Here is a 15,625-nt window from a genome sequence, read left to right on the forward strand (position 1 = left end):
GCGGGTTCCTTCAATAACGGATGCGCGGATCGAACACCGAGTACAGGACGTCGATGGTCAGGTTCACGCCGATGTAGACCAGCGAGAACAGCAGGATCAGCCCCTGGATCAGCGGATAATCCCGGGCCAGCACGGACTCGACCACCAGCCGGCCCAGGCCAGGCAGGTTGAACACCGACTCCGTGACGACCACCCCGCTGATCAGCAGCGCGATGCTGACGCCGATCACGGTGATGATGGGAACGGCCGCGGTGCGCAACGCGTGCGCCATCATCACGGCGCGTTCGGTAATGCCCTTGGCGCGCGCGGTGCGGATGAAGTCTTCACCCATCACTTCCAGCACGCTGCTGCGCGCGATGCGCGCAATCAGGGCGACAAAGCCCGTGCTGAGCGCAAGGGTGGGCAGCAGCAAGTGCATGCCGAAGGCCCAGAGGCCCGCCGACGGCGACTTGTAGCCCTGCACCGGCAGCCAGCCCAACTTCATGGCGAACAGCAGAATCAGGGCATAGCCGGTGACGAAGATGGGCACCGAAAAGCCCAGCACCGAAAACGCCATCACCGCCCGGTCCGCGCGGGTGCCGCGCCGCCAGGCCGCGAACACGCCCAGCGGCACCGCGATCAGCGTGGACAGCAGGATGGTCGACAGCGCGAGGGCCAGCGACGGCCCCACGCGGCTGCTGATCATCGCGGTGACGGGCGTGCCCGAATGCAGCGACACGCCCAGATCACCCCGCAGCACCTGCCCGCTCCACAGGAAGAACTGGGTGGCCAGCGACCGGTCCAGCCCCATGTGCTCGCGGATCTGCGCCAGTTGCGTCTCGGTGGCCGCATCGCCCGCCAGCATCAGCGCCGGATCCCCCGGCGTCAGCCGCAGCAGGCAGAACACCAGCACGGCCACCGTCAGCACCACGGGAACCGTGGCCAGGATGCGTCTGAGTAGGTAGCTGAACATGCTGGCTTACCGGCTGGCTTTCTTGATGTTCCAGAACACCGGCGCGGGTGACTCCAGCACGCCCGACAGCTTCTTGCTGTAGGCCGCGGCCGTCTCGATCTGGCCCAGCGTGATGGCCACGCCTTCATCCAGCATCACGTCCTGCAACTGTTCGGCGATCTGCTTGCGTTCCGGTTCCGTCGCCGCCACCAGGAACTGGTCGCGCAGCGCTTCCACCTTCGGCACGGTCGGCCAGCCGAACCAGGCCTTCTCGCCGTTGGCCGACACGCCATAGTTGCGCAGCGGATCCATGATTTCGCTGACGTGCCACGTGGTCACGAAAATGCTCCAGCCGCCCTTGGCCGGCACGTCGCGGTTGGCGCGGCGCGACAACATGGTCATGAAGTCCATGGCTTGCAGTTGCACGTTGAAGCCCGCCTGGCGCAACTGCTGCGCCATCACCACGGGAATGGCGGAGGCCATGGCGATGTCGGTGGCATGCAGGATCACCACGGGCGTGCCGTCATACTTGGCTTCCTTCAGCAGCGCCTTGGCCTTGTCGATGTTGGACGGCACGATCATATCGGCGCGCGTATCGCTGGAATACGGCAGGCCGCAACCGAACACCGCGCCGCAGGTCTTGAAGTATTCCGGGTCGCCTACCTGCGCCTTCAGGATGTCGTCCTGGCCGACCGCGTACATGGCCGCCTGGCGCACCAGCTTGTTGTCGAAGGGCGCGTTGAGCTGGTTGAAGCGGTACATGGGCTGGTAGCCCATCTTGTCCAGCACCCGCAACGTCAGGTCCGGCGAACTCTTCACCATCGGCACCAGATCGAACGGCACGGTCTCGATGTAATCGACCTCGCCGCCCAGCAAGGCATTCACCGTCGTCATCGGGTCGGCCATGGCCACCCATTCCACGCGGTCCACGTTCACCACCTTGCCGCCTGCCGTCCAGCTGGGCGCTTCCTTGCGCGGCACGTAGTCAGTGTTCTTTTCGTAGACCGTTTTCACGCCCGGCTGAAATTCCTTTTGCACGAACTTGAAAGGCCCCGACCCCGTGTAGTCGGTGATGGCCTGCGCCACTGGCGTCTGCGCCACGCGCTTGGGCATCATGAAGCTGGGCAGGCCGCTGGGCTTGCCCAACGCCGACAACACGTCCGCCGGTTCCTTCAGCACGATCTTGAAGGTCTTGTCGTCGACGACGTCCATCGACGTGACCAGCGGCATCAGTTGACGGCCGGTCTTGTCCGACTGCGCCCAGCGCTGGATCGACGCCACGCAATCCTCGGCTTTCACCGGCGCGCCGTCATGCCATTTCAGGCCGTCGCGCAGCGTGAACGTGTAGGTCTTGCCGTCCGGCGAGATCTCCCACTTGTCCGCCATCTGCGGCTGGACCTTGTTGTTCGCGTCCGTCGCCAGCAGCGTGTCGTAAATCATGTAGGCGTGATTGCGCGTCTGGTGCGATGCCGTCAGCACGGGGTCCAGCACCGTCAGCTTGCTGGCCATCACCACGGTCAGCGTTTCCGCCTGCGCGGGCGCCCAGGCCATGGCGGCGGCACAAGCCAGCGCCGCGCCGACACGGCCCAGGCCGTAGCGGGTTTCAAGCGTTTCAGTATTCAGATAAGCCATGTCATTCCCTTGAAGTTTTTATGGATGAACGGGGCCTGTGCCGGCCCTTCGGATGGAGTTGCGATCGGATCAGACGATGTCAAACGACAGCGGTGACATCTGTTCGGCGCTGCGGCCGGCCACCAGGTCACGCGAAGGCACCAAGGCCTCGGCGCGGCGCTGGGCCTCATCCACCTGCTCGGCTGCCTTGCGGTAATCCAGCGAATGCACCTGCCCCTCATGCACCACACGATGGCCGTCGACGTACACGGTGTGCACGGCGCGGTCCGCGGCGGCGTAGACAAGACTGCGCACCGGGTCGCGCGACGGGCGCATCAAGTGATGGGTCATGTCCACCATCACGAGGTCGGCGCGCGCGCCCACCGCGACGCGGCCCAGGTCGTCGCGGCCCAGCGCCTTCGCGCCGCCGACGGTCGCGGCATGGAACACTTCACCCGTGGTGACGGCGCGCGGCGTTTGCGCCATCAGGCGAGCCAGATAGCCCACGTGGCGCATTTCCTCGATCATGTTGTGCGGATACGTGTCCGTGCCGATGCCCAGGTTGATACCCGCGCGGCGATAGCGCCCGAAGTCGCGCAGCGCCATGCCCCGGCGCATGAAAACCGTGGGACAGTGAGCCACGCTGGCGCCTGTTTCAGACAGAATGGACAGGTCGGTCGCCGTGCCCCAGTGCGTGTTCGGATGGTCGTCCACGAAGATGCCGTGGCCCACGATGCTGCCGGGGTCCAGCACGCCCAGGCTGTGCAGCCACTGAACCGGCGTCAGGCCATGGCGACGCGTGATCTCGTGAAATTCCGGCAGCGACTGCGCGGCATGCGTCTGCCAGCCGATGCCACGGCGCTTCGCCTCCTGGTGGCTGGCCTTCAGCAGTTCCGGCGTGCAGGTGTCGATCTGCGCCGGCACCAGCATGCCCGTCAGCCGGCCGCATGCATGCGCCTCGGCCTTGTCGATCAGCGCCAGCGCGCGCTCCATGCCCGCCTCGCCGGCCTTCTCGTTCCAGTCGTATTCCACAACATGGCCGTTGCGCGTGTACCAGCGCGCCGAGCGGAACATGGGCGCGATATAAGCCCGCAAGCCGCTCTGCACCATGATGTCGATCCATTGCTCGTGCGCCACCGACATATCCACCACCGTCGTCACGCCAGACATTAGTAGCTCGGCGGCGGCCAGCGTCAACTGCGCGGGCGCGGCCTCGTCGTCGCCTTCCATCGTGGGCATGTACTCGTACAGGTTCGAGTTGTACAGGCCCGCCGACCCGGTCTCGTCCGTGTAGCCCTTGTTGATGGGCTCGTGCACCAGATGGCTATGGATGTCGACCAGGCCCGGCATCACCATCATGCCGCTGCCACTGACGATCTCTGCGTCGGGCGCCACCGCCTGCGCGCCCGGCCCCACGTGCGTAATGCGCCCGTTTGCGAACGCCACGTCGGCGTTCTTCATATAAACATGCCGCTGGCGTGCCTCGTCCCAGGCAACCACAACGTCGGCGTTCTTGATCAAGGTAGTTTTCAACGCAATATCCTCCGAATAATCCCGAATAACCGTGTAGCGCGCTAGCGCCAGGCGGGCCGCGCGCCCTTGCGGGCGCTGGGTGGCGCCAGGCTGGGCAGCCCGCGCGGCAAAAACTTTCCTTGGCCCGGCGCGCCGACAAAGCGCTCGCCGTCCCACACGACCTGCCCACGCAACAGGGTCATCGCGGGCCAGGCTCGCAGCGTCATGCCCGCATACGGCGTGTAGTCCACTGCGTGGTGCAGGTGTTCGTTGGTCAGCGTGAATTCGCGCTCTTCCCAGATCACCAGGTCGGCATCGCTGCCGATGGCCAACGTGCCCTTTTGCGGGTACAGACCGTAGGCGCGCGCCGGCTGGGTCGCGGTCAGCTCCACAAAGCGATTCAGGCTGATGCGCCCGCCCAGCACACCTTCCGAATACAGCAGCGGCATGCGCGTTTCAATGCCGGGAATGCCGTTCGGAATATGGCGGAACGCCACCTCTTTGCCGCCGGGCGTCTTGCCGTCGTCGCCCGTCAGGTTGAAGGGCGAGTGGTCCGACGAAAACACCGTGAACAAGCCGTCCGCCAGCCCCTGCCAGATATCCTCCTGGCTGGATTTGTCGCGTGGCGGGGGGCTGCATACGCAGCGCGCGCCGACATAGCTGTCATCCATGCCCAGGTCGGCGGCGGTCAGCAAAATGTATTGCGGGCAGGTTTCGGCATAGACATTCAGGCCCTTGGCGCGCGCCTCGCGGATCTGCGCAACCGCTTCGCCGCCCGAGATATGCACCAGCAGGATCGGCACGTCGATGAGTTCGGACAGTGCAATCGCGCGATGTGCGCCCTCGCGCTCCACCAAGGTCGGCCGCGACACCGCATGAAAACGCGGCGCGGTGCGGCCCGAGGCTTCCAGGCGGCGCGTCAGCCAGGCGATGCAGTCCGAGTTCTCGGCATGAATCATCGCCATGCCACCATGCGTGCGCGCCACGTCCAGCACGTCCAGGATCTGGCCGTCGGACAGCTTGAGCGCGTCGTAGGTCATGTACAGCTTGAACGAGGTGTAGCCAGCCTTGATCAGGCGCGGCAGTTCCTCGGCCAGCGCGGCGGGCGTGGGGTCGGTCAGGATCAGGTGGAAGGCATAGTCCACGCACGCGCGGCCGTCGGCGCGCTGGTGGTAGTCGTCAATGGCGGCCTGCACGGTGCCGCCCTTGCGCTGCGCCGCGAACGGGATCACGGTGGTGGTGCCACCGCAGGCGGCCGAGCGCGTGCCGGTGAAGAAGTCGTCCGCCAACTTCACGGGCGGCGCCATCGGTTGGTCCAGGTGGCAATGGGCGTCGATGCCGCCCGGCGTCACCACCCGCCCAGCCACGTCGATTTCGCACAGGCCCGGCGCCAGACCATGCCCGATCTGCACGATGCGGCCGTCCGAAATCCCCAGATCCGCGCGACAGGTATCACCGGCGGTCGCCAGCACCGCGTCACGCAGCACCAGGTCAAAACCTTGCTTCGTCATATGCGTCAGCCCGTCTTATCCGCCCTTTCCGCGCCGCGAAAAGCGCGGCCGGATGAGCATGCTGTGAGCGGATTCTAGGCCGAATACAAGAATGATTACGCTAGTGATAACCCTGAAATATACATTTCAATCTAAAATTGTTAACATTATTTTTGACTGCGCACCGCGCTGCGTCTCCAACAGCGGCGGCTGATCGGGTATCTTCACGTTCATCCGTCATGTTGCTAACAACATGAGCCCTACAAGCGGCAAGGCACCGCTCATTACCCACGGCGGCGATCCCGCCCTGGCATCTCACGCGCAAACCAAGAACGAGCCCATGGCATCAGACAAACGCGAAACTTCGGTCACCGGCATCTACGAGCGCATCTACCGCGCCATCCTGGACAACCGCCTCAAACCCGGCACCAAGCTGGTCGAAGAGCGCCTGGCCGAAATCTTCGAAGTCAGCCGACCGCGCATCCGCGAAGTCCTTGCGCGCCTGGCCCATGAACAGATCGTCGAACTGTTCCCCCAGCGCGGCGCCTATGTGGCCAAGCCGTCCATCGAAAAAGCGCGGGACGTCTTCGAGGCCCGCAGGCTGATCGAGCCCGCCGTGGTGCGGCGCCTGACGCAGAACCTCACCCCCGAAAAGCTGGCGCGCCTGCGCGAGCACGTCGTCCTGGAACACGATGCCCGCAAGCGCGACGACAAGCGCGCCATCATCCGGCTGGCCGGGGAATTCCATATTCTGCTGAGCGAACTGGCGGGCAACGGCGAACTGGCGCGCACCATGCGCGAACTGTCCACGCTGACCTGTCTCGTCATCTTCCTGTACAACCTGCCCACCGCCACCAGTTGCCGCGACGACGAACACGAACTCATCACCGAAGCCATCGCGGCCCGTGACGCCCAACGCGCCGAGGAACTGACGCTGCATCACCTGGAGCACATCGAACAAAGCGTGAAGCTGGAATCGGTGGAAGAATCCGTGGATCTGGAAGAAGTCTTCAAGTTCTGACCTCCGCCCACATACGCCCGGCGAAAAAAACAATAAGCCCCAGGTCGCGAAACCTGGGGCTTATATGTAGCCTGAAACATGCAGCCTGAATGCCGGCCAATGAATGCCGGCCAATGATGTCGGCCTTTCTACCTGCCGACTACGCCAACCTTACAGTTTCAGCGTCACGGGGACGCCGGCCGCGGCCGAACAGATCTGCGACAAGGCGTCGGGCAGTTGCGGGCCGCCTCGGGTATCGTTCCAGTGCTGGCCGTCGTAGCGGTAGTGGAAGCCGCCGCTGCGCGCCGCCACCCAGAGCTCCTGCATGGCAGCCTGGCTGTTCACGACGACGTGGGTGTTATCTTCAAAGACCATGGTCAAGACATTGCCGCTGCGGCTGGCTTCCACATCGACGTCGAGCGAAGCCGCCCAGTCATCGGCCTGGCTTTCGATGCTGTCCAGCACCTGGTCGATCAACGCAAGAAATTCGGTTTCGGTCATAATCGAGCCTGCAAGAATTACGGAGTTCCCAGTGTTCCAATTGGCATTCAGCCGCATGGCTCTTCGCATTGTAGCCACGCTTGTGGCCTCCGGCATGGTGGCGGCTTGCGGGTACAAGGGGCCTTTATATATGCCGACGCCTGACGGCAAGCCGCCGTCGAGTTCGCAGCCGGCGCCACAAATTCCGCCGCCTCCGCCGCTCCCATGACATCCGCCTTTCCCTTGCCGCCACCGTTAGCCGGCCATCCCTACTTTCAGTACCGCAATAACGTACTGTACGCCGAGGATGTGCCGCTGGACCACCTGGCGCATGGGCTAGGCACCCCGCTGTACGTCTATTCCCGCGCGGCCCTCAAGGCCGCCTGGGAAACTTACCATAGCGCCATCGGGCAACGTCCCGTGCTGGTCTGCTACGGCATGAAGGCCAATTCCAATCTGGCGGTGTTGAAGGAATTCGTGCGGCTGGGCGCGGGCTTTGACATCGTTTCGGGCGGAGAACTCAAGCGCACGCTGGCGGTCGGCGCCGACCCGTCCAAGATCGTGTTTTCCGGCGTGGGCAAGCAAGCCTGGGAAATGCGCGACGCGCTGGCGGCCAAGGTGAAGTGCTTCAACGTGGAGTCCGAAGCCGAGCTGCACCGCCTGTCCGACGTGGCCGAAGCATTGGGCGTACGCGCTCCGGTATCGCTGCGCGTGAACCCCGACGTGGACGCGCAGACGCACCCCTATATCTCCACCGGCCTGAAAGAAAACAAGTTCGGCATCGCCATCGAATCGGCGTTGGACGTCTATCGCGTCGCGCGAAACTTGCCGGGCCTGGAAATCGTTGGCGTTGATTGCCATATCGGCTCGCAACTGACCGACATCAGTCCCTATTTCGATGCGCTGGAAAAGTTGCTGGACCTGATCGACGCGTTGGATCAGGACGGCATCCGCATCGCCCATCTGGACTTGGGCGGCGGCCTGGGCATCCGCTACACGGACGAGACGCCCCCGTCGCCCAAGGCGCTGCTGGACCGCGTGTTTGAACGCTTGAACGCGCGCGGCCAGGGGCATCTGCACCTGGTGCTGGAGCCGGGCCGTTCGCTCGTCGGCAACGCGGGCGTGCTGCTGACCACCGTGCAATACCTGAAGCACGCTGAAGCGCGCAACTTCGCGATTGTCGACGCCGCCATGAACGACCTGCTGCGCCCAGCGCTCTACGAGGCCTATCACGGCGTGCACCCGTTGCGCCCGCGCGCTGGCGATCAAGTGGAATACGACGTCGTGGGCCCGGTGTGCGAAAGCGCCGACTGGCTGGCCAGGCAGCGCAAGCTGGCGATCCAGCAGGGCGATGTGCTGGCGGTGGAATCCGCGGGCGCTTACAGCATGGCAATGGCCAGCAACTACAACACGCGCGCCCGCGCTGCCGAAGTCATGGTGGATGGCGACCATTACCATGTTGTGCGCCAGCGCGAGACGCTGGACGATCTGCTCAAGGGCGAATCCACGCTACCCTGAGCCCGCGCCCGCTTGCGTCACGCGTCTGGCCGGCTGTTGCGCCGCTGTTGCCCTGCTGTTGCCCTGCTGCTGACCACTCCGAATCGGCTCGTGACTTGCTTGTGGCTGCTGTCCCGCTTTCACTACTTGAACTCGTGCGAGATCGCGGCGGGCTTGCCCGCCGCAACAGTCAATGTCATGCGGTGCTCGCCCGCCGACGCGTTGCGCACCGTCACCTGGTAGCGCCCCGGCGTCAGAGACAACTCTCGCAAGGGCGGACTCACGCCACGTGAACGGCCGTTAACCAGCACTTCTCCCCACGGACGCACGGCCACGCGCACTGCGACAGGCGCGGCCTTGGGTGGTGCCTTGGGTGCTGCATCAGGTGGGGTTTCGGATGCTGTGGTGGGCGGCGCCGTCGTGGCGGACGCGGGTACGCTGCCGGAAGCCTCGACCGCGGCATCGGGCGCCGCAGCGGGCGCGGCGGGCGCGGCATCAGGAGGCTGCGGCGCCGGGGTCGGTGCAAAAGCGGGTGCCGATGCTTCTGGCGTCTGCGCCGGAGCCTGCTGCGTGCTGGCCAGTTGGACGGGTGGCGGCGCCGTCTGCATCCAGGCATACCCGCCCGCGGCCAGCAGCAACAAGCACGCCAGTATCCATGGCAAGGCACGCGGGCGGCGGCGAGGCGCATATTCCGGCGGCGTCTGCGCCACCGTATCGGCTACGGGAAGCACCGGCTCCTCTTCGTCTGGCAGGGCTATCTTCGGCGGGACGACAGGCACGACCGTTGGCTCCCGCAGCGGCAACGCCCCCATCGCTGCCGCGAACGCCGCCAACGTCTGTGGCCGCGCGTGCGCCGGCATCGCCAAACCGCTGTCCACCGCGTCGCAAAACGCCTTGCCGTATCCGTTCGCGCCCCACTCCTCCATAGGCCGGTAGTCATCCCGCACGCGACGCGCCAGCGCGCTGGGCGGCGTGCTGCCCGTGGCCAGGAAGTAGGCCAGCGCCGCCAGGCCATACACATCGGTCCACGGGCCACAGGGATACGCAGGGTCATCTGTGTATTGCTCGAATGCCGCGTAGCCGGCATGCCGGGGCGCATCCTCGGCATCTGGCACCGGTTGCACCGGTGGCGTGGCCAGCATGGCCTGGCTCGATGCGTCTGGGACGGTCCTGTCCAAGGCGACCCCGTCTGAGGCGACCCCGTCTTTGGTGCCTGCGAAGACGAGCGCAGCAGGATAAATACCGCCATGCACCCGGCCTGCCGCATGCAGCGGTGCCAGCGACTCGGCCAGCTCGGCGATGATGCGCGTGACCTCGTCCTGGCGCTTGCGGCCCGGCGGCAAGCGGATCAGCGCATCCAGGCGCGAGTCGCCCGGCGGGACCGGGATGCCTGCATCGGGCGGCATGATGGAAGCAGTAGTCATGCGCGTTCCTCCAGGGTCTATCAGGCTCATGGCCGCCACGTCGGCAGCGACGAGAACAGCCTGGCGAACAAGGTAGCGTTCAGCGCACCGCCGTGCACATAGGTTTGCAAGGCCGCGCCATCCGCCTGGTTGGTCCACCAATAGCTGGTGTGCGAACTGGGGTTGAAGCAGAAAGGCAGGTCGGGCCACGCATTCAAGGCGCGCCGCGCCAAGGGCGCTGATTCCTGTTCAAGCCCCGCGCGCAAGATGTCCATGATGTCGTTGCCCGCTCGCGGCGCGGCAGGGCTAGACGCCGCGGCAGGCATGCGAACCTGCTGCAGGCTGCGGTCAAACTGTTCCGGCGCGCAGCCGTGGCGCACGGCCGCCAGCATGCTGGCGCCCACTTGACGGTAGTAGTCACTGGCGCCGTCCAGCATGCTGCTGTGATATTGCGCGGGCGGCAGCGCCACGACCACGCACAAGGGGTAGCCGCGCCCCACGCGGTCGCGGCTTGGCGTGATGCAGCCCAGTTGCGCCACGCCCGCGCCGGGCCCGGCGGGAATCGCGAAATTCCAGATCGGGGCGGACGCAAAGCTGCGCGCCGCCGCGGCGTCCGGCGCGTGCTTCAACGCCACCAGCCCAAACTGCAACCAGTGATCCCACCACGCGATCAGTTCGCGCGGCAAACGCCGGTGTACGAAGTCGCCCGCCGCCGGGATCTTGCCGTACCACCCTACCTGTCCGCTCTCCACTCCTAGGTCCATGTCTATGTCCTGGTCACGACGCGCCGGGGCAGGCAAAAGCCTGCATCTCGGCTAGATGAAAAGGGCTTTTGACGCTGCTGGCGGTGATCTCCAGCACCACCTTGCGCCCGCCCAGATCGAAGGTGGCCAAGGTGATTTCCGGCGACGCGCCGCGCCGCAACTGGGCGCGGTCCAGCATCCGGTTCAGCGCCCACGGGCCCGACGTCGTCATGCCCGCCGCGCCAACCTGCGGGGTCAACTCGATACGCACCTGATTGCTGCCCCGGGGCCCCGGCCATTGCACCGTGGTCGCCACCTGCGGGCCATGCGCGTAACGCACCGACTGGCCGTCCACGTCCATCACGAACTGCGTGATGCTTGCGTCCATCTCCACCGGCCGGATCGCCACGCGATACGACGGCAAGGGGTTGCCCGCCATGAAGTACACATCGCGGATGACGCCCGCTCGCTGGAACGCATCCAGCGTGGCCGAGCTGCCGCCCGACCGGCCATCGACCCCGGGCTTGAAACGCCAGCGTGGCCCGGACACGTCGATCTGCGTCGCCAGGTTCTTCTGAAAGAAGTCGTCCATCAGCCCGTTGGGCGCGAACAACCGCGCCATGTCGTTGGGCGCCACGTCGCGCGTGGAGCGGCTGGAAAACGGATAGCGTCCCGCCACCGACTGGCCGCAGAACACGCCGATGGTGGCGGAAACGGTCTCGCCCATGCGCGCGCGGGCCACATCGGACACCTCGCCCGACGCGTTCACCGACAAGGCATTGAGCACATCGCGCAAGGGTCCGGGCAAGCGTCCGGCTTCGGCACGCAGCTTGGTCACCGAATCCGAACTGGGAGTGGGGCTGCCGCTGCGCAACGCCGCGTCCGCCGCCGTCAGATAGGTGTAGAGCTCATTGATCAGGCCCGTGGTGGCGGCGATGGGTGGCGCGGCGCCGCCCGCGCCGCCTTCGCCCTGCGCCAGCCGACGATAGGGCTCGAAATGCTGGTCCACGATGCGCTCCAGCTTGTCATCCGACGCATCCGCGCGCGCGGCAGCGCCCGGCCCCGTCGGCCCGAACATCTGCTCCAGCGCCTCGCGCGTGCTGCTGACACGGTCGCGTGCTTGGTCCACCAGCGATCGGTCGTCCTTGGCCGAGTCGCGCAGCAAGGACGTTTCGCGCGCGACGCCGCGCACCAGTTGCACCAGCGGCGACTCCGGCGCCGACAAGGTACGCGCCATCTGGATGTTCTGCAGCAAGGACTTGCTGGGCGCCAGCTGCAAGTCATTCAGATAGCCATCCCACTGCGCCACATAATCATTCATGTACAGGCGCTTGATGCCCGCCACCAACTGGCGTTGCGCGGCCTGATCCAGCACGCCCGGCGCGGGAATGTTCAAGATCCACGCATCGTCCGACCGCAGCACCTCAGCCACGCTGGACACGCGCTTGTTGAACACATCCCAATAGCCGCGATAGCTGTACAGCGGCGGGATGCCCTGGCTTAGCGGCTTGCCGCTCTTGCGCACGAACACAGCGCTGGCCTGCGCACCGCCCAAGGTCACCACCGTGTTTTCCGGGGCGATATCGGTATTGGCCAGCGTCCGGCGCAAGCGGCTGTAGGCGCGTTGCGCCAGCGTGTAGCGCGCCAGCTTCTCACGCGCCTGCGCCACCAAAGCCTCATCCTTCGGGAAGGGCGAAGCCAGCACGTGGCCCTGCGTCAGGTTGCGCAAGTGCAGCGACAACTGCTCGTACTGGCGGCGCGTGTAGCCGTCCGGCAGGGTCGATTGCATGTCCGACAACAGCCACGCATGCATGAACTCCGCGTCATAGCGGTCGGCCTCGTAAAGCATCAGATAGGCGCGCAACGCTTCGTAGGAATACTCCAGGTCGCTGGCCGACGCATCCCGCAGCGCGGCCTCGACGCGCCGCGCCACTTGCGGCAACAGCACCTGGTCCAGCGTGTTGTCGTACACCCCCTGCGCGGCGGCTTGCAGCTTGAAGCCCTGATACAGCCCGAAGCGGTAAGCGAGCGGCGGCTGGTCAATCTCAAAGTTCTCGTGACGCGGCAGATACCAGATGCTGTCCAGAAATGGCATCAGCCCCAGCACGTCGCCGGTGCGCGTGATCTTGATGTCGCGCGTCAGCTTCTCCACGGCCGGTACGCGGCGCGCCACTTCATCCACGTATCCCGAATTATTGCGGTAGCTCAGCGCCCAGCCCGCGATCAGCGCCACGAACATCGCCGTGACGACGCCATAGCCCGCCCAATGCAGTTGCCGATAACGACGTTCCCAGCGCAGGTTGCGACCCGCCAGCCCAGCTTCGCGAAAGATGACGTCGCGCAGCAGGTTCTTCAAGAAGTAGCTGCGACCCTCCCCTTCGCCCGGCACGCTGGGCGCGGGCGAGGCCGCGCCATCGATGCGCAGGTAGCGCTTCAGATGCCCGGTCACCTGATCGAAGGTCTCGCCACCCTGCGTGCCGCTGGTGAAGTACACGCCACGCGGGATGACGCGGGCTTCGAACTTCGACGTCGCGAACACATCGCTCAGGAAGTGCCCCAGGATGTTTTGCAGCCCGGCAAACTGCTGCGGCAGCATATAGGCCAGCGCGCGCCGCGACGGGTCTTCCTCGGCGGCCACCACTTCCGGCAGCGCATCGTCCAAGCGCCGTTGCAGCAGCGCATACTCGGCGTGGAAGGCTGCGTATAGATCGAAGTCGGGCTCCTGCGTGCGCGCATAGGGCAAGGTAAAGCCCCACACCTGCGCCAGCTCGTCGCGGCTGAACGACGCAAAGTACTCTTCAAAGCCGGACAACAGATCCGTCTTCGTCACCAGCACGTACACCGGAAACGCGATGCCCAGTTGCTCGCGCAGTTCCTGCAAGCGACGCCGCAACACCGCCGCGTGCTGTGCGCGTTGCGCATCGGATGCCGACAGCAAGTCTTCCACACTGACCGTCAACATGGCGCCGTTGATCGGCTGTCGGCCTCGGTACTTGGTCAGCAGGCGAAGAAAGCCGCGCCACTCTTCCTCGTCGCCGGTGGGGTCGCTTTCGTGCGTGGTGTAGCGCCCCGCCGTGTCCAGCAATACGGCATCGTCGGTGAACCACCAGTCGCAATTGCGCGTGCCACCCACGCCGCGCAAGGCCACTTTCCCGTAGCGCTCGGCCAAGGGGAAGTTCAAGCCCGAATTCACCAGCGCCGTGGTCTTGCCCGCCCCCGGCGCGCCGATGATCACGTACCAGGGCAGTTGATACAGATACTGCTTCGAGAACCGATCCAGCGGACGGCGCTTGCCGCGATTCTCGAAGCGCGTCTTGCGCAGCAGCTCGACGGCTTCGTCAAAACGCGCTTCCAACTGGCGGATCTCGTCGTTCTCGGCAACGTCCTCCACCGTCTTTTCGGCGCGCGGCCGAGGCCGCAGTTGGCCCAGCAATTGCGCGTTCAAGCGTCCTTCGCGCCACTTGCGCCACAACCAACGCAGCAGCCATATCGCGAACATCGCCACGATGACGATGATGCGCACTGCCTCGCTTTCCAGCGGCCGCACGGTGCCCACCGCAATGAGCGGCCCCGCGATCCAGATCAGCAGCGCCAGCGCCACCAGCCCCAGGAAATTCCAGACGCGCCGGCTGAAGAACCATCCGAACAAGCGATAGATCATTCCTGGCCTCCTTGTGCGTCGCCCTCATGCCCGGCGGGGGGCACCAGCACCGTGATCTCGACGCGGCGGTTCAACGCACGGCCAGCCGCCGTGTCGTTGGGCGCGACGGGGTCGGCGTCTCCACGCCCTTCCGCCCGCACGCGCGCCGATTGCCCCAGGCGTTGTTCCAGCATGTCCTTGACGGCATCGGCGCGCGCTTGCGACAGGTGCCAGTTGGATGGAAAGCGCGCGCTGCGCATCGGAATGTTGTCGGTGTACCCCCGCACCAGAATGTTGCCCTGCGTCTCGCGCAGCGCGTCCGCCACGCGCGACAACACCGGCAAATACTGATCGCGAACCGAACTCGCGCCAGATTCGAACACGCCGTCTCCGCGCAGCACCACCACGCTGCGGTCCACTTCGTCGCGCACGCTGACCAACTGGTCGCGGATCTCGGGCGCCAGGAACACCGCCAGTCGCGGCGTGGGCGCGGGCCGCTTCACCACCGCCGGCGCAATCTGCACAACGGGTGGCTTCAGTTGGCTGACGGCTGCGAATACACCGTCCGACTGGCTGCCCAGCCGCCAGCCCAAGCCCCAGTACAAGGCCAGCGCCAGCACGGCGGCCAGCGCGCCAAAGACCCACAGCGGCACGGGCAAGCGGCGCAACGGCGTCTGCGCGGGCTCGTCGCGCCAATGCGGCGACAAGGCCAGCGCGTACTCGCCGCGTGCTCCGCGCAGAATGCGCAGCAAGCGCTGCCGCAGCGTTTCCAGTTGCGAGCGGCCGTTGTCCATCACGCGGTAGCGGCCTTCAAAGCCCAGCAGCAGGCAGTAGTACAGCAGCTCCAGCAAGTCCAGATGTTGCGCCGGATTCTGCGACAGCTTGGCCAGCAGTTGGAAGAATTTTTCACCGCCCCAGGTCTCGTTGTGGAAGGTCACCAGCAAGCTATGCGCCGACCATACGCCGCCCCCGCCCCACGGCGTCAACGCGGCGGCCTCGTCCAACGCCGTGCACAGGCAGTAGCGCGCGCCCAGGATGGTTTCGTTCGAAACGCCCGCCTGCTGCGCACGCAGCTCAAACTGGCGAACCTCGTCCAGCAGGTGTTCGCGCAGCATCGCGGGCGACGGATGCGCCGCCGTGGCGCGAATCTGTGGAATCAGGTCCAGCAAGGGGTTGGCCGCCGCCACCAGCGGGTTGGCGCCGCTGATGACATAGTCGTGAGGCCGCAACCGGCTGGAAGCTTGGCCAGGGCTGTCGCCCAAGCCACCCGGCGGTGCGGACATTGTGTGGTCCGATGCATGCATAGCTGTCTCCGCGT

12 protein-coding genes are annotated in these 15,625 nt (G+C 65.6%); 3 read left to right on the forward strand and 9 right to left on the reverse strand.

The features are described 5' to 3' along the window. Positions 1–10 precede the first annotated feature (10 nt). The 4 genes from P8T11_RS19185 to hydA form a co-directional block, all read right to left on the reverse strand. Complete coding sequence (locus P8T11_RS19185) at positions 11–952, reverse strand: ABC transporter permease (protein ID WP_268080509.1); 942 nt, start codon at positions 950–952, stop codon at positions 11–13. Positions 953–958: 6 nt separating this feature from the next. Continuing rightward, entirely contained in the window at positions 959–2,563 is a 1,605-nt protein-coding gene (locus P8T11_RS19190) for an ABC transporter substrate-binding protein (protein ID WP_268080508.1), read from the reverse strand. 69 nt (positions 2,564–2,632) lie between these two features. After that, positions 2,633–4,075, reverse strand: a complete 1,443-nt coding sequence (locus P8T11_RS19195; protein ID WP_268080507.1) for an amidohydrolase family protein — start codon at positions 4,073–4,075, stop codon at positions 2,633–2,635. A gap of 41 nt (positions 4,076–4,116) precedes the next feature. After that, positions 4,117–5,565, reverse strand: coding sequence for a dihydropyrimidinase (gene hydA, locus P8T11_RS19200; protein WP_268080506.1), 1,449 nt, complete (start codon positions 5,563–5,565; stop codon positions 4,117–4,119). Positions 5,566–5,884: 319 nt separating this feature from the next. Between hydA and P8T11_RS19205 the strand changes: the two genes are divergently transcribed. After that, positions 5,885–6,565, forward strand: coding sequence for a GntR family transcriptional regulator (locus P8T11_RS19205; RefSeq protein ID WP_259251149.1), 681 nt, complete (start codon positions 5,885–5,887; stop codon positions 6,563–6,565). 150 nt (positions 6,566–6,715) lie between these two features. Here P8T11_RS19205 and cyaY read toward each other — a convergent pair whose 3' ends face one another. Next, complete coding sequence (cyaY, locus tag P8T11_RS19210; protein WP_105555742.1) at positions 6,716–7,045, reverse strand: iron donor protein CyaY; 330 nt, start codon at positions 7,043–7,045, stop codon at positions 6,716–6,718. A 55-nt stretch (positions 7,046–7,100) separates the two neighbouring features. On the opposite strand from cyaY, the gene lptM reads away from it, so the two are divergent. After that, on the forward strand, positions 7,101–7,253 hold the full coding sequence (lptM, locus tag P8T11_RS19215) for an LPS translocon maturation chaperone LptM (protein ID WP_278072146.1): 153 nt from the start codon (positions 7,101–7,103) through the stop codon (positions 7,251–7,253). After that, the gene (gene lysA, locus P8T11_RS19220; protein WP_268080505.1) at positions 7,250–8,542 is read left to right on the forward strand and encodes a diaminopimelate decarboxylase; all 1,293 of its coding nucleotides are present in this window, start codon (positions 7,250–7,252) and stop codon (positions 8,540–8,542) included. Before lptM ends, lysA begins: the two co-directional genes overlap by 4 nt. A gap of 122 nt (positions 8,543–8,664) precedes the next feature. Here lysA and P8T11_RS19225 read toward each other — a convergent pair whose 3' ends face one another. The 4 genes from P8T11_RS19225 to P8T11_RS19240 are packed head-to-tail and all read right to left on the reverse strand — an operon-like array spanning position 8,665 to position 15,590. Next, a complete protein-coding gene (locus tag P8T11_RS19225) occupies positions 8,665–9,945 on the reverse strand; it encodes a hypothetical protein (protein WP_268080504.1) in 1,281 nt (426 codons plus the stop codon). A 26-nt stretch (positions 9,946–9,971) separates the two neighbouring features. Beyond that, on the reverse strand, positions 9,972–10,688 hold the full coding sequence (gene tagF, locus P8T11_RS19230) for a type VI secretion system-associated protein TagF (RefSeq protein WP_268080503.1): 717 nt from the start codon (positions 10,686–10,688) through the stop codon (positions 9,972–9,974). Between the two features lie 13 nt (positions 10,689–10,701). Next, on the reverse strand, positions 10,702–14,328 hold the full coding sequence (gene tssM, locus P8T11_RS19235; RefSeq protein ID WP_268080502.1) for a type VI secretion system membrane subunit TssM: 3,627 nt from the start codon (positions 14,326–14,328) through the stop codon (positions 10,702–10,704). After that, positions 14,325–15,590 carry a DotU family type VI secretion system protein gene (locus P8T11_RS19240; protein ID WP_268080501.1) on the reverse strand — a complete coding sequence of 422 codons (1,266 nt, stop codon included), beginning with the start codon at positions 15,588–15,590 and terminating at the stop codon, positions 14,325–14,327. The genes tssM and P8T11_RS19240 overlap by 4 nt, the downstream gene beginning before the upstream one ends. Positions 15,591–15,625: the final 35 nt, after the last annotated feature.

Source organism: Achromobacter spanius (assembly GCF_029637605.1).
Taxonomy (GTDB): domain Bacteria; phylum Pseudomonadota; class Gammaproteobacteria; order Burkholderiales; family Burkholderiaceae_B; genus Achromobacter; species Achromobacter spanius_E.